Source organism: Methanolinea mesophila (assembly GCF_017873855.1).
Lineage (GTDB): Archaea > Halobacteriota > Methanomicrobia > Methanomicrobiales > Methanospirillaceae > Methanolinea_B > Methanolinea_B mesophila.
In genome coordinates, this window is the sequence record NZ_JAGGKR010000001.1 from 995719 (window position 1) to 1012557 (window position 16839).

At 58.0% G+C, this 16839-nt stretch carries 17 protein-coding genes; 5 read left to right on the forward strand and 12 right to left on the reverse strand.

Annotation, left to right across the window (positions count from 1 at the left end):
• Window positions 1-117: 117 nt before the first annotated feature.
• Entirely contained in the window at window positions 118-210 is a 93-nt protein-coding gene (locus J2741_RS04530) for a DUF2080 family transposase-associated protein (RefSeq protein WP_209673832.1), read from the forward strand.
• Window positions 211-358: 148 nt separating this feature from the next.
• On the opposite strand, the gene J2741_RS04535 is transcribed toward J2741_RS04530, so the two are convergent.
• The 4 genes from J2741_RS04535 to J2741_RS04550 form a co-directional block, all read right to left on the reverse strand.
• Complete coding sequence (locus J2741_RS04535; protein ID WP_209673833.1) at window positions 359-814, reverse strand: hypothetical protein; 456 nt, start codon at window positions 812-814, stop codon at window positions 359-361.
• A 382-nt stretch (window positions 815-1196) separates the two neighbouring features.
• Window positions 1197-1424, reverse strand: coding sequence for a hypothetical protein (locus J2741_RS04540; RefSeq protein ID WP_209673834.1), 228 nt, complete (start codon window positions 1422-1424; stop codon window positions 1197-1199).
• Between the two features lie 243 nt (window positions 1425-1667).
• A complete protein-coding gene (locus tag J2741_RS04545) occupies window positions 1668-1880 on the reverse strand; it encodes a hypothetical protein (RefSeq protein ID WP_209673835.1) in 213 nt (70 codons plus the stop codon).
• A gap of 202 nt (window positions 1881-2082) precedes the next feature.
• Window positions 2083-3360 carry a WD40 repeat domain-containing protein gene (locus J2741_RS04550; RefSeq protein ID WP_209673836.1) on the reverse strand — a complete coding sequence of 426 codons (1278 nt, stop codon included), beginning with the start codon at window positions 3358-3360 and terminating at the stop codon, window positions 2083-2085.
• A 495-nt stretch (window positions 3361-3855) separates the two neighbouring features.
• On the opposite strand from J2741_RS04550, the gene J2741_RS04555 reads away from it, so the two are divergent.
• Entirely contained in the window at window positions 3856-4314 is a 459-nt protein-coding gene (locus J2741_RS04555; protein ID WP_209673837.1) for a hypothetical protein, read from the forward strand.
• Window positions 4315-4575: 261 nt separating this feature from the next.
• Here J2741_RS04555 and J2741_RS04560 read toward each other — a convergent pair whose 3' ends face one another.
• Both J2741_RS04560 and J2741_RS04565 read right to left on the reverse strand, forming a co-directional pair.
• Entirely contained in the window at window positions 4576-5550 is a 975-nt protein-coding gene (locus J2741_RS04560; RefSeq protein ID WP_342452226.1) for an SDR family oxidoreductase, read from the reverse strand.
• A 489-nt stretch (window positions 5551-6039) separates the two neighbouring features.
• Window positions 6040-6483: a hypothetical protein gene (locus tag J2741_RS04565; RefSeq protein ID WP_209673838.1), complete on the reverse strand. Its 444-nt coding sequence runs from the start codon at window positions 6481-6483 to the stop codon at window positions 6040-6042.
• Between the two features lie 419 nt (window positions 6484-6902).
• Here J2741_RS04565 and J2741_RS04570 point away from each other — a divergent pair, with 419 nt between their 5' ends.
• Entirely contained in the window at window positions 6903-8324 is a 1422-nt protein-coding gene (locus J2741_RS04570) for a DHA2 family efflux MFS transporter permease subunit (protein ID WP_209673839.1), read from the forward strand.
• 145 nt (window positions 8325-8469) lie between these two features.
• Here the strand turns inward: J2741_RS04570 and J2741_RS04575 are convergent, their stop codons facing one another.
• From J2741_RS04575 to J2741_RS04585, 3 genes are all read right to left on the reverse strand, one after another.
• Window positions 8470-9306 carry a hypothetical protein gene (locus tag J2741_RS04575; protein ID WP_209673840.1) on the reverse strand — a complete coding sequence of 279 codons (837 nt, stop codon included), beginning with the start codon at window positions 9304-9306 and terminating at the stop codon, window positions 8470-8472.
• Window positions 9307-9486: 180 nt separating this feature from the next.
• Entirely contained in the window at window positions 9487-10326 is an 840-nt protein-coding gene (locus J2741_RS04580; protein ID WP_209673841.1) for a hypothetical protein, read from the reverse strand.
• Between the two features lie 185 nt (window positions 10327-10511).
• Window positions 10512-11660, reverse strand: coding sequence for a PQQ-dependent sugar dehydrogenase (locus J2741_RS04585; RefSeq protein ID WP_342452227.1), 1149 nt, complete (start codon window positions 11658-11660; stop codon window positions 10512-10514).
• A 339-nt stretch (window positions 11661-11999) separates the two neighbouring features.
• Between J2741_RS04585 and J2741_RS04590 the strand changes: the two genes are divergently transcribed.
• Both J2741_RS04590 and ilvA read left to right on the forward strand, forming a co-directional pair.
• On the forward strand, window positions 12000-12419 hold the full coding sequence (locus J2741_RS04590; protein WP_209673842.1) for a CBS domain-containing protein: 420 nt from the start codon (window positions 12000-12002) through the stop codon (window positions 12417-12419).
• Window positions 12420-12448: 29 nt separating this feature from the next.
• Complete coding sequence (ilvA, locus tag J2741_RS04595; RefSeq protein WP_209673843.1) at window positions 12449-13651, forward strand: threonine ammonia-lyase; 1203 nt, start codon at window positions 12449-12451, stop codon at window positions 13649-13651.
• Here the strand turns inward: ilvA and J2741_RS04600 are convergent.
• From J2741_RS04600 to J2741_RS04610, 3 genes are all read right to left on the reverse strand, one after another.
• Window positions 13566-14498 carry a Clp1/GlmU family protein gene (locus tag J2741_RS04600; protein ID WP_209673844.1) on the reverse strand — a complete coding sequence of 311 codons (933 nt, stop codon included), beginning with the start codon at window positions 14496-14498 and terminating at the stop codon, window positions 13566-13568. The two genes, ilvA and J2741_RS04600, sit on opposite strands and share 86 nt — an antisense overlap.
• A 502-nt stretch (window positions 14499-15000) precedes the next feature.
• The gene (locus J2741_RS04605; RefSeq protein ID WP_209673845.1) at window positions 15001-15429 is read right to left on the reverse strand and encodes an ATP-binding protein; all 429 of its coding nucleotides are present in this window, start codon (window positions 15427-15429) and stop codon (window positions 15001-15003) included.
• Between the two features lie 168 nt (window positions 15430-15597).
• Window positions 15598-15951: an STAS domain-containing protein gene (locus tag J2741_RS04610; protein WP_209673846.1), complete on the reverse strand. Its 354-nt coding sequence runs from the start codon at window positions 15949-15951 to the stop codon at window positions 15598-15600.
• Window positions 15952-16839 lie beyond the last annotated feature (888 nt).

The following is a 16839-nucleotide window of genomic DNA, read 5'->3' on the forward strand; positions in this document are numbered from 1 at the left end:
AAAAATAATTAATATTTTAGCTTTCACTTCTATTAACAAGTAATAGTGATTACCATGATTCCGCAACCATACGAAGTGGTGGAGCGAACGGTGAAATCAAGGGGCAAAGCGGGGTAGGTGTACCTCCCGAAGGAGTGGACCGGAAAACGGGTCCGGATCCTCCTCCTCGATCCCCTTGATATCGAAGAGAAAGAACTGCCCGCAGAATAAGAACCTGCCCATGTTCCCTTTTCCTGGCCCTTAGGTCATAGATTAATCCGGGAATTTCCTATTCAATAACAAAAAAGATTCTCATCGGCCAAAATTGGGGATTAGTCTTTTTGCCAACACATATTCGGGCTCTTGTCGCGTGAAAATTTCATTCGCGTTCTTCTTCTCCGTCCAGGGAGGACCCGGCACTCCGCATACGCTGCAGTGGCGGGGAGGGTGTCCGGAACAGCTCCCCGATACTGACTCCCTCTCCGCGGGGCGCGAACTCTTCGTGCACTATCGATCGAAGCCCGCCCGGGAATACTTCGTAGAACCTCCAGCCGAAAGGAGGTGCCAGGGTCCAGAGTTCCCTCGAGCATTTTCCCGAATGCCTGAATTTTCGGAACGCATCCAGGTCCTCCCGGCAGCGGAAGGACACCGCCTGGGCATCAGGAACTGCGGCATGGAATCCCCGGACCATGATGAGCATGTAGTCGCCGTCGGGTGCGTTCACCTGCAGATCGGGCGGGGCTCCTTCCTTTCGTCGGGTCACCTGGTATCCGCGGGACTTGAGCATCCGGATGGCCTCGAACTCTGCCCGGCATCCTTTCCGGTATGCCTTCATACTGCATCACCACCCGTATACCGGGTGCCATCCGCGACGCGGTTCATCGATGTTCCTCCCCGGTCCGGGAGGCTCGGCGTGATTTGGGGTCCATAAGTCTTCGTATTGTGGTTTTTTCCACGGAAACATCCCGGAATAAAATTCGGGACATGTCCGGGAGCGTTTATCTGACGTTTCGAATTCAGTGACGCCCGTTGGAAAGGACGCAGCAGGGTTCAAGGGCGGGAAAGCCCTTGAAAAAAAAGTGCCGGAACCCGGAAGAACTTCGAATCTTTGAGAGTCGCGATGGCGACGTACCGGGAACGGTGACATCGGAAGGATACGGGTGAACCGTCGACGTGGATGCGATTCCCGGAAAAGATCTCCCGGAAGAGCCGGCATTTCATCGTTGCAGGATAAGTACAGGCCGGAAAAAGAGGGAAGGAAATGAAGAGGAGCTCTGCCGCTCCGGCAGGGGGAGTTGCTCCTCCTTGTCCGTCCCTCCTCCCAGGAAGACCCGGAGCGTTATCATGAGGGGGGAGAAGAACCCGAAGAAACCCCACGTACGAGGGCGTATCGAAGGGTCCTTCATCCCGAGCCTCCATAATCGCATTCCGAGCTCGCTGACCATGTATACAGGAAAAATACCTCCGATACATATGAATTTATCGAACTCATGAGTTATATGGACCTGATTTTTAAAAAAACGGGATATCTGAATCGAATGACCTGATTCATGGAAACTGAGTTCTCCAAAAAAATTTAGGTCCCGGTCCGGACAAGTTATTTCCCGCGTTAGCTGGTAAGACGGCCCCTAAACCCCGCCCATGAAAAAATGAGAGTATGCCCTGTACAGGGCCAGGTCGGGAGATCTCTACGCCGCGGGAAGTTCGCCAGGCCTGAACTCATCACCCGACGTGGAGATATCCAGGAACGGCGAATCGGGAACTTCGCCCCCCTTCCCGAGACAGTCTCCGCAATAATAACGTGGTCGCTCTTCGGAACCGTTCTCCCGGCACATAAGCACATAGATCTTCGTCCAGGATCCGCACTGCTCGCAGCAGCCAAGGATGGTGTGTATTGTCAATTAACCCCCCCGGGTAAAACACAGATATACCGATGCCAGCATAAATGTTTTGAAATCAAAGTAATTAAATAAAAAACGGATTTTCGGACCTGATTTTACGTCTAACGGTAAAATTCTTCAGAATTAGAGCGCGGCGAAAAAATGGTTGTCCCGGGTGCTCCAGGCCCGGAAAGGAATTGACGCGACATTTCCTGTGCGCGGGCTACCAGAGCTTCGGGAAGGCGATCTTCCAGGGGAACGGGAAGAACCCCAGGAAGGTCTCCTCTCCGTTGGATTCGGTTATATTGACCATCGAAACAGAGGTAAAGTTGTCCGGACTCGTTGCGTTCACCTCCGGGAAAGAGATCTCTTCCGCGACCACGGGTTCGGAAACGGTCTCGAAATATTCCAGTACCCGGTCGTTCGCCACCACCGCGAGTGCGCGTCCGTCGGAGGAAAACTCCATGCGGGTGACCGCCCCCGTGGGGAATACGTCGAGTTCGTGCTGCCAGATTATTGTACCGTTCCGGTCGAACACCCTCAGGTCTCCCTCATCGTTGCCTGCGGCAAGGACCCCCGCCCCCGGTGCATAAGAGAGTCTCCCGGCAGGCGCCCCTGACTGGTACGCCCATTCGAGGTCTCCCGAGCGGTTGTAACAGGAGACATTCCCGTCCCCGCCGGCGATAAACACACATCCCCCCTGCCCGTCCAGGGCCAGGTCGTTGATCCGGGCGAGATCCTTCGACCAGAGCCGGGTCCCGTTCCTCGCATAGAAGTTCAGCACCCCGTGGCTCCCCTCACCTCCCGCGGTGGCGATATATGCGCCGTCACCCGAGAGCTCGATCTGCCGGATTGGTTCAAGATATCCGTAAGTTCCTGTATAGGCGAAGTCCTTGGCAAACGACTTTTTCGAGCCGCTGCTCACCGTGACGAACTTCACCTGGGGGTTGCTCTCCTCCAAGGCGTATGCGAAATACTTTCCGTCCGCCGAAAGCGCCAGGTCCGCGATAATGTAGGTCTTGGGGAGGTCGTTCCACGTCCGCACTTCAAGTCCTCCCCCGTCCAGCATCACCACATTCCCCGCCCGGTCACCGGTGACGATCCGGTCGGTCCCCTGGCAGAAGTCCATGGAGGTGATCCACCCCGAGTTCCAGAACCACTGCGCGTCGCCCTCCGCGTCGAAGAGCCGGAGCGTCCCCTTGTTCTTCTCCCGGTCCTCCTGGGACGCCACCAGGTAGGCGCTCCCGTTCTGCAGGATCCCTACCTGCGCCGTACCGGGGACCCGGACTTCCATGCAGACACTCCCGTTCGGGTCATACACCCGCACCTGGCCGGTGTTGGTCCCTACCATGACCCGGGAACCGTCGTCCGAGAGGGCAAGCCCGGATATCCCCGGGATCCCCTCCTCCCACCTGAAATCCAGGGTCGTTCCCTGCGCGGAACCAGCGAGGAGCGCAATAAGCACCCCTACAAGCAACAATTTTCCCCCCCCTCGCGCCATCGGATCGATATTGCCGGGAAACAGAGAAATAATTTTCGAGAGCATAGATACTAATAACCAGGACGTATTTTATTAAATAAGGCAATTTTATCGCTTTTTCATTCCCAGTGGTTGCTGCGTCGGTCTTTCTTTCCGACGCAGGGAACCCCCGGCATATATGCGCGTGGTCAGGGAGCATCCAATCCTGACCTTCTGATTTTTCAGGCAGCCGGCACCCTCACTGATATCCCGATGGTTCAGGGAACATCCTCTCTCGACCTTCCAGTCAGATGTCCCCGGGAAATTCCCGAACTTTTGAAACCTGCGATTGAACAACAACGACGTCTCGGATCTTTCCCCGATAAACCGGTTTTTGGGAAAAACCATCGAATCATCTCCCGGTTTTCCTGGAACTCCCCCCTCGTATCCGGACTTTCGCTCACGAACCCCGGGGTTAACCCTCTGAAATTCATGGTTCCGATAGGAATATACCGGAATTCGACAATAGGACTTACCATGAAACGCATCGCCTTAATCCTTGCACTGGCGTTCGCCGCCGGAATGCTCTTCACCGCAGGGTGCGTGCAGAGTCCCGGAATCCCCGGAATCCCGACTGCATCTCCCACTTCGGGTGCCCCCGGAACACTGACCACCGGGCCCACCCAGCAGCTCCCGGCAGACTATTCAATGGAGTTCCAGGTGCAGAGCAACGGCAACAACGTCAACCCCATGATGGAGGTCTCCCTCCGGGGCGGCAACGGGTTCAACCTCGACACCCGGATCGACGTCACCCAGACCGAGCCTGACGGGAGCGTCCAGACCGCGACCATGCTCCCGCCGTTCTACCAGGGACAGACCGTCACGTTCCCCTGCAGCGCCGACAAGAACCGGATAGAGATCTGGGTCACCGCCCCCACAGGCCAGTACAAGGTATACGACCAGGTCATCCCCTTCAAGACCCTGAATCCCTACTAGGGAGATCAATTTTTTTCTCTTGTCCTTTAGTTCTCTCCCCCGAAACGGGTAATATCTCCCGTATTATCAAAACTATGCATGGGTGTCTTCTTCCGCAATCTATTGGTCTGATGGAAAACTTTCCGGGGGTAATGATCTCAGGGCTCACCCCCCGGGAACCCGGAGAATCGTTATTTGATAGCGCTGAAGGAAGCGCGAGGGGTACCGGGGAAGGGGTGGATCCGAAAAGGGGCGAAAAAAAAGATCGGAGGATATCCTGGGTTACTTATGCTGCCCTAGCGCGTTCCTCTCCTGCCGGTCGTAGTATTCGAGTGTTTCGGAGAGTCCCCACTCCAGTTTGCACTCCGGCGAGTAGCCGAAGTCCTTCTCCGCCCGGCTGATATCCGCCACCGAATGCTTCACCTCGCCGGGACGCTCCCCGGTATGTTTCGGCGAAAAAGACAACCCGAAGAGGGCCATCATCGTCTCCGCCAGGTTATTCACGCTGGTCTCCTCCCCGCACCCCACGTTATAAACCCCGGTCGCACCGCTCTGCATCGCCTTCACGTTCGCCTGCACCACGTCCTTCACGTATACGAAGTCCCTGGTCTGGTCCCCGTCGCCATAGATCAACGGCGGCTCCCCCTCGGCGAGATGAGCGATGAACTTGGGGATTACCGCCGCATAATCGGAATGCAGGTCCTGCCGGGGGCCGTAGACATTGAAATAGCGCAACGCCACCGTGGGGAGGCCGTAGAGGCTTGTAAAGAGCCGGCAGTAATATTCTCCGCCAAGCTTGGCCAGTGCATAGGGGGAGAGCGGGTCCGGGGTCATCCCTTCGTTCTTGGGCTGTTCCGGGATGTTCCCGTAGATCGCGGCCGACGAGGCGAAGACCACTTTCTTCACTCCCGCGTCACGGGCCGCGAGGAGGACGTTCAGGGTTCCGGTCAGGTTGACGTCGTGGTTTACCATAGGGTGCATGATGGATTTCTGCACCGAGACCATCGCCGCCTGGTGAAACACCCCGTCCGCCCCCCGGAACGTCTCCGCGAGGAACGCGAAGTCGGCGATCGTGTCCTGGTAAAAAGTGACCTTCTTCTGCTCCAGGAGGGGCGCGATGAACTCCTTTCTGCCCGACGAAAGGTCGTCGACAATCGCCACCTCGTGTCCCGCACCCGCGAGCGCCTCGCAGAGGTGCGACCCGATGAACCCGGCCCCGCCGGTCACGATATACCGCATGATACTCCGAGATACCATACCCGAAGAAACCAGATAAAGTTCACGCTCTGCGGGCGCGGGTAGTCTCTCTTCTTTCCGGGAGATGTATAATGATAGTCGGGATCTTACGGGGGATGCATCTGGGTTACACTCTTTATTTCCGGAACATTCCCGATCAGGATGGTTCCGCCGCTCCCGAAGGGCCCCCCGGCGGCGGATCAAGAACTCAATCCGGCGATTTTCCTGTCACATATTTTACAATCGATACTTATGAAATCACTAAGTTATTTTCCAGAATATTCTGCAGCCAACAGTCCATGCCATATCCTGTTGAGGCGCCACGTGGCGGGGCGCAGCCTCGGGAGCGTTATATTCTGTAAATTGTCTTTCGATAATCCTGTCGGGGAGTAAAAAATGTTCATCGCTCGCCAGGTGGGAATACCCCACAAGTTCCTGGAAAACGAAAAATGCGAGTTCTTCTCCCCACCGGTCCAACGGTCCCTGGAGAAGCAGGGCGGGGATCGCGGGTTACAGTTCCCGGAACCTTCCCCAGGCCGAATATCCCTTCGTGAGCAGGTAGCAGACGATCAGCACGATCAGGAGGATCCCGTCGAAAAGGGCGGTGGCCGCTGCGTCGGTCGCCGCCCCGAGGAGAATGATCCCGCTCAGTGCGAGCGCCGCCTTGTGGAACATGGAGACCTCCCACACCCCCGGATAGGCCCGCGGATTTGCGGCCAGCATGAAGAAGAGCCCGGCAAAGACCAGGTACCCGAACTCCCGCCAGAGCTCGACCATCACCGTCGAAGGCGGATACGAAGTCATGGTGAGCAGGGGGGCCATGAAGGCATACACCGCCGCGAGACCCGCGAGGGTCATCAGCACGGTGGCGACCCTGTCCCGCCAGATCCCGGGGGCGCGGATGCACATTCTTCGTTCCGGTTGATCGGTGTCGCACTCTTCCAGATCGGTCATACTCATCATCCTCTGGAGAGGGAAACCGATAAAGGTTCCACCGGCCTGACCCCGCCGCGAAGGTCTCTAGAAACATTCCTGTCTTCGCTTCCGAGCTTCGCACAATTTCAACCGGAAAAGTTCGCGATCCTCCGACAGCACGGACTTATCTTGTTGGGACACCGCAGGGGCAGGGCGTAGATCCCGGAGCGTCCTGTACTGCAGGTTTGTCTTCACCGGCAAACCCCCTGGGTCGGCAATATCCCCCACCCTTACCGATGCGTGGCTTTTCCGGGTGACAATCGCGGCAAGTCCCACGGCTCCACTGCCCATTCGGTTCCATGTGCCCGTGACGGGCTCTGTAAGTCCTCCCTGGCCTTTTTCCGGCTACCAATTCACAATGTTTTAGGGTTCTTCCGGGAACCACTGTTACGAACGTCATGGACGATCCCCCCGCCTCCGGTACGCCGTCGAACCGCCTTCTCCTGCTTACCGTCGGTATCGCCGTCTTCATGACCTCGCTCGACATCACTATCGTTAATATCAGCCTCCCCACCATCTCCCTGGAGTTCGGAGTCTCCACCGCGACCATCTCGTGGGTGATCATGGGGTACCTGCTGGTGATGTGCAGTTTTCTTCCCGCCTTCGGCAAACTGGGGGATCTGAAAGGGTATCACCGCATCTTCTCCACCGGCTACCTGGTCTTCGTGGCCGGATCGTTCCTCTGCGGGATATCGGGAAGCGCGGCGATGCTGATCGGGTCCCGGCTCCTCCAGGGGGTCGGGGCATCGATGCTCTCGGCCCTCACCACCGCGATCGTGATGATCGCGCTCCCTCGCGCCGCCAGAGGGAAGGGACTCGGGATCGTGGCCATGTTCGCCTCGCTCGGGATCGCCCTCGGGCCGGCGATCGGGGGGTTCATCACCACCTACCTCACCTGGCACTGGATATTCTTCATCAACGTCCCGGTGGGGATCGCCGGCTTCTTCATCGCGCTCCGTACCGTACCGAAAAATTCCCTGCCCGGGAGGCAGAAGTTCGACTATGCAGGAGCAGTCCTCATCTTTTTCGCAATCCTCGGTATCCTGTTCGTCCTAAACCAGGGCCAGGCGCTCGGCTGGACCTCCTTTCCCGTCGTTCTCTCGCTCCTCGGGGCGTTTGTGTTCGCCGCCCTCTTTATCCGGCGTGAACGCTCCATCCCGTACCGGGTCTTTAACATCGGCCTCTTCCGGGTCCGGGACTACGCCCTGTCAAACCTGGCCACCCTGATGGTCATGCTCGTCTTTTCCGGGGCGCTCTTTCTCCTCCCCTTCTATCTGGAGTATGTCCGGGGGCTCCCTCCCGATATCGCGGGGCTTGTGCTCACCATCCCCTCCGGGGCGATATTCCTCGCCGGACCGCTCTTCGGGGCGCTCTCCGACCGGATCGGGCCCCGCATTCCGTCCGCGGCCTCCGCGGTGGCCCTGGCCCTGGGATTCATCGCCATCGCCCGACCGGGTGTGACCGGGGACGACGCACTCCTCTATGGGGGCCTGGTACTGATCGGGCTCGGGGTCGGCGGGTTCATCCCTTCGAACAGCGTGCAGGTGATGGCGCTTGCCCCCGAAGGAGAGGTCGGGTCGGTCTCTTCCATGCTCCTTACCATACGGAACCTTGGCTCGACGCTGGGGGTCGCGGTATTCGAGGCGGTCCTGGCGGGGGTCGTCCTTGCCGGGATCACCGGTCCCTTCGTGGCAGATGCCATCCCTCCCGGACTCCTGCTGGATGCGTTCAGGGTCGCGTTCCTCTTTGGAGGGTTTACCTCGGTCCTGGCCTTCATCACCGTAATGGCCACGAGGAAAAAAAGAAAATTCGCGGCGTAACAATAAAAATCACCCAATTTGGTCTCGCAAAATTCCGGCACCACAGTGAAAATGCCCTTGAAACACCAAATGACCGAATTTCTCGGTAATTCAGATTTTTTGCGTTCATCAATAAATGGTAAGAATAGCCAAAAAAAGGAAATTATCATTCCGGCAGATCAAAAGTGGGCAGGGGCCCCGAGACCTTCGAGTCGTACCCCATTACCTTCTGGAACAGGGTGATGTCCCCGCTCGCGGTGGTGAATTCGGAATACGTCAGGTCCTCCGCCTTTGCGGCTCCAATGTCATCGATGACCGGTCCCTCCCTGGCCTCCTGGACATGCACGTTGATATACGCATCCGCGCTTCCCATTGCAGGAACGTCGCCGAAACCGGTAAGCTTCACGGAATAATCCATGGAGACGCCGGGGTCAGCCGCGTAGCCCAGGAAGTGCTCGCCAGTGGTAGTGGTGAGGGAACCTAATGTGAGGTCCATGTCGCTTCCCATCTCCTCGATGTTACAGAACGCGGGGATGAACGAGTCGACAGTTGCCGCGAAAGGACAAATGAAGTTTTCCTCCCCCTCGAATCCGGAACTTGCCCCGTCGAGGACTACGTTCTCTGACGAGGTCATCCTCCCGGTATCGAGCCCGATAAATTCCACGACTTTCGAGGTCGCGACGTTGTCAACCCCGACAGCCTGTTCGGCAGTATCGATGGACGCCGTTTTCACGTACGAGACCAGCCCCTGGTCCGCGATGGTGTCCTCGCTATACGACGTGGTGTAATAAATGAAAAGCAGATCCTCCGGCGGTATGGTGTCGCTGGAGATGATCCAGGTAAGTCCGTCGGTCTCCGTCACCGTCCCCAGTGCCTGGATCGTGGTCCCGGTGGAGAACCCCTGCGTCTCGGGGGTTTGGAAGATCCCCGTGTCGGCGAATACTCCGCCGGTCACGACTGCCAGCGTGACGATGGTCAGTAGTGCTAATGTGAAAGATTTCATTACTCCTCCTAAATTCGCCGGATTTCGGCAAAATACAGTCTTATAAAGAGATATATATAACTTCTTGATTGATCCGCAAAAGACCAGCGATCCCTGCATGAAGAGGCGTGTTCAGGACAAGCAAGGGGCCGGATCGAAGAGATCGGATCCTGAAGGACCCTATCGGAAAAAAGGGAAGAATTATCCTGTAAGTTCAGTCGGAAGCGCACCGGTAACCTTCGAGTCGAAACCCATCACTTTCTGGAAGAGCGTGATCTCGCCGGCCGCGGTGGTCGTTTCCCCGTAGACAAGGTCCTCGGCCTTGAGGAATTCTCCTTCATCGTCCCCGAGCGTCCGTGCTTCCTGTATGTGCACGTTTATGAATGCAGTTGCACTCCCCATCGCCGGGATGTCACCAAAGCCCGTGAGCTTGACAGAATAGTCCATGGCCACGCCGGGGTCACCCGACTTCGCCACATGGCGTTCATCCGTCGTGGTGGCGAGCGATCCGATGGTCAGATCCGCAGTGCTTCCCATCTGTTCGATGTTGCAGAACGTGGGAATGTACGATTCCGGTAACGACAGGAACGGACAGATGAACACTTCATCCGCATTGGGCATATACCCCATCGCTCCGTCGATGACCTCGTCTTCACTGGTTATCATTCTCCCCGTATCAAGCCCCACGAACTCGACCACTTTCGCGGTCTTGAAATTATACTGGCCCGCCACCATGGGACCGGTATCGAGTGCGGCAGACTTGGTATAAGTCACCAAGCCCTGATCGGCAATGGTATCCTCGCTATAGGACGTGGTGTAGATGATCTCTCTCATGAGGGGGAGATCGGGCGGGAGCTGATCGGTGTCGAGGGTCCAGACCAGCCCGTCCGTCTCGGTCACTGTGCCCAGCGCCTGGATCGTGGTCCCGGTGGTCAGGCCCTGGGTCTCAGGCATGTTAATCGTTCCCGTATCGGCTACAGCAGCCCCCACGAGGAACATCAGGGCGATAACGGCAGGTACGAATATCTTTTGTAACTCCATTCCTCCTCCTGTTAAACGCCGATTTTCTCGGCAAATAGAGATTTTTTTGGGTTTATTTAAATCTTCCCCTGATCTCGCCCGTAATTTTCCATGGATGACCCTGTTTCACGGAAAAAATTCGATTGCGACTCACACAGGGGACCGGATGAAAAAAAGAAAATTTCCGGATGTGTTCTGCGTGCAATTTACCCGTACCATATCCGGTAGATCGCTCCCGCCTGGTCGTCGGAGACCAGCAGGGACCCGTCTGGAAGGGTAAGCACGTCCACCGGTCTCCCCCACGCCGAAGCCCCCTGCAGCCATCCCGACGCGAACGGCTCCCAGGAGACCGCGGTCCCGTTCTCCATGGTCACGCTCACCACCTGGTACCCGACCGGCACCACCCGGTTCCAGGACCCGTGCTCGGCGATGAAGATCCTTCCCCGGTATTCTGCGGGGAACATGCTCCCCCGGTAGAACTCCATCCCCAGGGGGGCGACATGGGCCGGCAGTTCCAGGGCGGGAGGTATCGCTCCCGGGCACCCGTTGCCCTGAACGGCAGGATCGGGAATATTATCTCCGTAACAGAGAGGAAAACCGAAGTTCTGGCCGTGTGTTGTGGCGACGTTCAGCTCGTCGGGAGGGAGGTCCTCCCCGAGAAAGTCCTGACCGTTATCCGTGAACCACACAAAACCCGTCTCCGGGTCCCAGTCGAACCCCACCGTGTTCCGAATCCCCGAGGCATAGATCTCAAGGTCCGAGCCGTCGGGGTTCATCCGCATGATGGTGCCGTACAGGGGCGTATCCTCGATGCAGATATTGCAGGGCATCCCCACCGGGACGTAGAGCTTCCCGTCCGGCCCGAACGCGATGAACTTCCATCCGTGGGTCGTGTCCGAGGGGAAGTTGCCGTTGACCACTACCGGCGGCGGAGGGGTGTCGAGCCGGGAGGAGATGTCGTCGTACCTGAGCACCCGGTTCACTTCCGCCACGTACAGCGCACCGTCCCGGTAGGCGACACCGTTCGGGAGGTAGAGGTTCCCGGCAACGATCTCCACCCGGTCTGCCACGGAGTCGTTGTTCTCGTCGATTACCGCGTAGACCTTCCCCTCCCCCCTGGTCCCGACAAAGATCATCCCTTCAGGGCCAAGGGCCATCTCGCGAGCCCCTGGAACGTCGGGGGTATACACCCCGATGTGGAACCCTGCCGGGAGATTGATCATGGAAAGCCGGGAGTCCGCAGGCGGTCCTCCCGGGGGGAGCATCAGGGGAACGATGCTGATGAACGCCAGGGCAATGACGACTACCAGCACCACCATGAGGGCGATCTTCTTCCAGGGCATCTTCCCGTTCACCAAACCCCGATGGAGTGCCGGGAGTATAAAGTTCCTCCCCCGTCATACCGGGACGATCCCGGTGCCGGTCGGGGCGCGGTATCACCAGGAAAAACGGTAACTTCAGCGGGAGCGATTCACCTTTGCAGGATATCCGGCCTTTCTCACCTCCCTTTAGGTACTTTGCAGGCGGACCGGCTTTGTTAACATCCCTTCTTCATGACGTTCCTGGGGGATCAGATGTCCCGGGTCCCTCAGCATATACCCTTCCCGAGGCCGTTCCGGGAGGAGCCCGCGGTCATCCCGGGTAATCTTAAATATTACTTCCTCCTTCACACTCGACGAAGGAGTGATGCTCTGATGACTATTCTTGAATGCTGCAGGGCGGCGGTCATTACCGCTTCCCCGGACGCCACTGCCCACGAAGTGGCCAGGCTGATGAGCGAGGCGGGGGTCGGATCGGTGGTGATCACCGGTCCGGACGACTGCCCGCTGGGGATTGTCACCGACCGGGACCTGGTGCTCCGGGTGCTCGCCGAAGACCTGGACGGGAAGAAGGTAAAGGCGAAGGATATCATGACCGGCGACCTGCTGGTAGTCGAGGACGGGACCGGCATCTATGAGGCCGTCCGCTGTGCGAGGGCTGAAGGCGTCCGTCGGCTCCCCATCGTGGACACCGGCGGGAGGCTGGTGGGGATCATCACTGCCGACGACATCGTTCGCCTCCTCGCCGAAGAGCTCCGGTGCGTGACCGACATCATACAGGAAGAATCTCCCTGATCTTCTGATCTTTTTGGAGGACTGAACCCTTGGTCACCCTTGTCGATATCAGGGAAGCCGAATCGAGGATACGGGGAAAGATCATCCGCACCCCGCTGGTGTACTCCCCCACCTTCTCGTCCATGAGCGGGGCGGAGGTCTATCTCAAACTCGAATCCATGCAAAAGGCGGGGTCGTTCAAAGTCCGGGGCGCCACCAATCGTATCCTCTCATCGCGCGATGCCATCGGGCCCGCCGGAGTTATTGCCGCCTCGGCAGGAAACCATGCACAGGGGGTAGCGGTGGCCGCCGGCCTCGCCGGTGTTCCCGCTGCCATCGTGATGCCCGAGTGGACCTCGCTCTCCAAGCAGGAGGCCTCCCGGGGCTACGGGGCCCGGGTTATTCTCGCAGGTACCAGCCTCGAGGAGAGCATCGTCCGGGCGAAGGAACTGGCCGGAACCGAAGGGATGATGTTCATCCATCCGTACGACGACCCCGCGGTCGTCGCCGGGCAGGGTACGATCGGGCTCGAGATCCTCGCCGACCTCCCGGACGTCGACCGGGTGCTGGTCCCGGTAGGAGGAGGGGGGTTGATCGCGGGGATCGCCCTGGCAGTCAGGGGGCTCCGGAGAAGCGCCCGGGTCACCGGGGTGCAGGCCTCGGCGTGCCCCTCCGCCATCGCCTCGCGGGAGCGCGGAGGCCCGGTCGCCGTTGACGCCGAGTCCACCATCGCCGACGGTATCAGGGTGAAACGGACGGGCGACCTGACCTTTCCCCTCATCCGGGACCTCGTGGACCAGGTGGTGGCGGTTGAGGAGCAGGCGATCCTCGACGCGGTCCTCCTCCTCCTGGAGCGGAAAAAAGTGCTCGCGGAGGGAGCCGGCGCCGTCCCCCTCGCGGCGCTTCTTTCCGGAGCGGTTGCAGTAACCCCCGGGGAGAAGGTGGTGCTGGTGATCTCCGGCGGCAACGTCGATACCTTCCTGCTGGAACGAATCCTCAAGCGGGGCCTTTTTGATTCCGGCCGGATAGCCCGTATCGCGGTTCTTATTAAGGAAGACTCCCGGTCGCTTCCCGCACTTCTCGAAGTAGTCTCCCGGGAAGGAGGAGTGATCGGCGCGGTAGACCAGGACCGCGACGACCCCGGCGTACCTCTCGACCGGATGCGGGTCAGGATTGAGGTTGAGACCCGGGGTCCTGATCACCGGGACCGGATTCTGTCGGCACTTCAGCGGGCGGGGTATCGGCCCCTTTAAGTTCCCCGCCCGAGAAGGTGAGCCGCAGCGTCCCCACCTGCACCGAGCTCACCTCTTCCGGAGCGAACGGCGGGGCGAAGAGTTCGAGGGTGTCCCCCCGGAGGTCGAGGCTGACCACGATTGCGAGCCTGATCACCATAAGGGCCGGGTCGCAGAGGGCAACCACCCGGAAGATCCAGTCCTGCTGGCGGAAGCTCCGGGGGATATTGCCGTGAATTGCGAGGCCCGCCAGGGGAAGGCGGTGAAGGGTTGCCCCCCGGAAGTACTCCGCGAACCGTTCTTCCCTGTACCTCTTCCTCCAGGCGGTGTTCCGGGGGATCACGGAAGGAGAAGGACGGATGCGGTGCACCACCGCCCCGGACCGGGCAAAGGGTGCGAGAATGGGTTCGAGCTCGCGTTCCTGTTCGATGCCCACGAGGTACTGCGGGGCGAGCAGGTCGATCATCCTGATATGGAACTCCTGTGCGGCCTCGTCCTGCACGTACCCGGGGGAGTCCACCAGGATCAGGCCGGCCCGTTTCTGGAGCGCGATGTCGTGCAGCCGGGCCGCACCGGTCATCAGGGGGAGAAAATGCCCCGAAGGGCTGGTGGAGCCCACGAATTTCAGCAGCGGACGGTGAAGGTTCACGAGGCGGAGGCCGACCGTGGCAGGCGGACCGACGGTCGACTGGCCCGGGTCGCAGTCGAGGACCGCCACGGACCCGGTGCCGGGGGAGAGTTCCTGGAGCACCGTGCAGAGGGTGGTCTTCCCCCGGTCGGTGCCCCCGAGGATGTACACGGTCCCCCGGGGGTCTTTTCCAAGCTCTTCCAGAAGAGGCGTCCAGCCGGGAGGGATGTCGATCGGCACGGATGAGAATACGATGAGATCGGATATAGGCATTCCCGGCGGAAGTGGAGAAAAACCCACGGCAACAGTCACCCGCTGTCCCGCAAGAAAGCCCGGCACCGTGATTTTGGGATTGCTGACCATCCTTTTTATTAGGGCAAAAGAACTCCCTGCCTTATTGGCGTAGTATATCGCGTGACATTCCGGGCGTATCCCATTTGGCCCCGATATCGCCGGAAACGTGTGCTCGGCTGATAATTGTTCATTATCAAATCAAAAAAATCCCGGAACTACGACAGTCCTGGCATATCCTGTCGGGGCGCCGCAGCGGCGGGGCGGAGCCCCTGGAGGGGCATACAAAGTAAATTAGAGTTCTTTGATGATCCTGGAGGGTATTTTCAAAAGTGCTCGTCAATAATCCGCTTCGAGTGAGCGCGCAGGGGAATCACGGAAAATACCCGCACCACCACCCTCCCCTTAGAATGCACCGGAAATACCCTTTTTCCTGTCCGTTTGCCAGGTATTACCCGCATCCTTCGTGGTGTCGTTCTTTCACCATGGTAAGATGGTTGGTCCCGCCCTGGTAGCGGTAGGACACCTGGTCGGTCATGCTCCGGATCAGGTGGATCCCGAGTCCCCCGATCTTCCGGTGGTCCACATCCGCTGCGATGTCCGGCGGAGGGACCGTGAGCGGGTCAAAAGGGACGCCGCGGTCTGAGATAGTGACTTCCACCTGGTGGTTACGGACGCACGACGAAACACTGATATTCCCACCCCCCTCCCGGTAGCCATAGAGGATGATGTTTGCGCAGGCTTCGTCCACCGCGAGCCCGATCTCGAAGATATCCTTCTCTCCGACACCGGATTCTCTCAGATGATCCTCGAGCAGGGCGGCGATTTCAGAAAGGCTCTCCATCGCTGCCTCGACCGTGAATTCCCTGCACGCCTTCATTCTGACCTTCCTCCCCTGGTGACCGCCGGCGGGCCGGAGAAACCCGGTCACCGTGCCTTTTGTACTAGCTGATTCTTTCTCTACCCTTATCAAGAATCCCAAAAAAGGAGGGGATGCAGGCAACCCGTGCAAAATTGAAATTTTTCCCGGGATCGCGCGTGGTCCCTGCTACGGCCTGGAGAGCGCTTCGATGGCGTCATTATACCGGTCATAAAATACGAACATCCGGTCAAATCCCGCAACCTCGAGTATTTTCTTGATCGGGGGCTGGAGACAGGCAATGAGGAATTTTCCCTCCCGCTCTCTCATGAGTTTAAGCCCGGTGACGAGCATTCTCAAGCCCTCGCTGTTGATATAATGGAGTCCGGTAAAATTCAGCAGGATTCTCCGTTCCCCCTCAAGGATAGCATCCTTTACCTGACCGGCGGCCATCGGGGTGGTGATATCGTCCAGCCGGCCGGTAAGGTCAAAGACCAGCACCGGTCCTTCCCGGCGGGAACAGAGCGTGAGATCCTCCCCCATTACCCGAATAGTCCCCCTGCCAGATGATGAGTGTTCCGGCGGGAGCGGAGCGCGGGGAATATAAATCCCATAAATAACAGACAATTTTTGAAAATAAGGCCATTTATCCCCTATAATCCTCTCAACGGATGTTCAAAAAATTATCATGATCGATATATCTCAGCTGAGTGATGCAGTGACTCCGGGTTCGGATCCCTACTCCAACCCCCCTCTGAAGATGAAATTTGGTATCCTCATTGCATATAGCATCATATGGTTTATGTAATAAAAATACCGATAATTTTGCATTATTTCATGGATTCAGGCGTAATTTTTCGAGATTTATTTCCAATTTCTTTGACACTTGTCCCGGGCAGGAAGATCGGGGCGATTTGTGTTGAGTGATTCGCGCTCATTAAAGTGGTGAAAATTAAAAATAACAGGAATTGTTCACATTTTTATTCCGGAAGATGCGATTGGAAAAGGCATCGAGCACCCCCTACCCGGGGCCCATGGAGGGATCGAGGTCCCGAGAATCCCTGCCTTTCACCTCCCATCTATCCGGGAACATGGGGAAAGCAGGGATATCCCCTGGCCATCCATTCCTCCGTGTTGCACCGGGAGGGATTATTTCCTGACGTTTTTTTGAGAAATACACCCGTAATAACGTTAATTCGTCCGCCAGGAATGAGCTGACGGAGTTCATCGATATCAGATACCAAATCAATTTCAATTAATAAACTGTCCCGGAACAACGTGAAAATCAGGCTACGTCCTGCTGGAGCGCGATATCTCTGAAAAAGAGTTCTTTCTGGCGGGGAATCCCGGAAAACCCTGCCGAATATCAGTACGCTGCATATTGTCAATACCAATCGACAGTAAAGACAGTGGTACTACGATTCACAAGAC

Bases quoted from the DNA above. Each gene is read 5' to 3' on its own strand.
- J2741_RS04535 (WP_209673833.1), bottom strand. From the start codon at position 814: ATGAAGGCATACCGGAAAGGATGCCGGGCAGAGTTCGAGGCCATCCGG.
- J2741_RS04540 (WP_209673834.1), bottom strand. From the start codon at position 1,424: ATGGTCAGCGAGCTCGGAATGCGATTATGGAGGCTCGGGATGAAGGAC.
- J2741_RS04550 (WP_209673836.1), bottom strand. From the start codon at position 3,360: ATGGCGCGAGGGGGGGGAAAATTGTTGCTTGTAGGGGTGCTTATTGCG.
- J2741_RS04555 (WP_209673837.1), top strand. From the start codon at position 3,856: ATGAAACGCATCGCCTTAATCCTTGCACTGGCGTTCGCCGCCGGAATG.
- J2741_RS04560 (WP_342452226.1), bottom strand. From the start codon at position 5,550: ATGGTATCTCGGAGTATCATGCGGTATATCGTGACCGGCGGGGCCGGG.
- J2741_RS04565 (WP_209673838.1), bottom strand. From the start codon at position 6,483: ATGACCGATCTGGAAGAGTGCGACACCGATCAACCGGAACGAAGAATG.
- J2741_RS04570 (WP_209673839.1), top strand. From the start codon at position 6,903: ATGGACGATCCCCCCGCCTCCGGTACGCCGTCGAACCGCCTTCTCCTG.
- J2741_RS04575 (WP_209673840.1), bottom strand. From the start codon at position 9,306: ATGAAATCTTTCACATTAGCACTACTGACCATCGTCACGCTGGCAGTC.
- J2741_RS04580 (WP_209673841.1), bottom strand. From the start codon at position 10,326: ATGGAGTTACAAAAGATATTCGTACCTGCCGTTATCGCCCTGATGTTC.
- J2741_RS04590 (WP_209673842.1), top strand. From the start codon at position 12,000: ATGACTATTCTTGAATGCTGCAGGGCGGCGGTCATTACCGCTTCCCCG.
- J2741_RS04605 (WP_209673845.1), bottom strand. From the start codon at position 15,429: ATGAAGGCGTGCAGGGAATTCACGGTCGAGGCAGCGATGGAGAGCCTT.
- J2741_RS04610 (WP_209673846.1), bottom strand. From the start codon at position 15,951: ATGGGGGAGGATCTCACGCTCTGTTCCCGCCGGGAAGGACCGGTGCTG.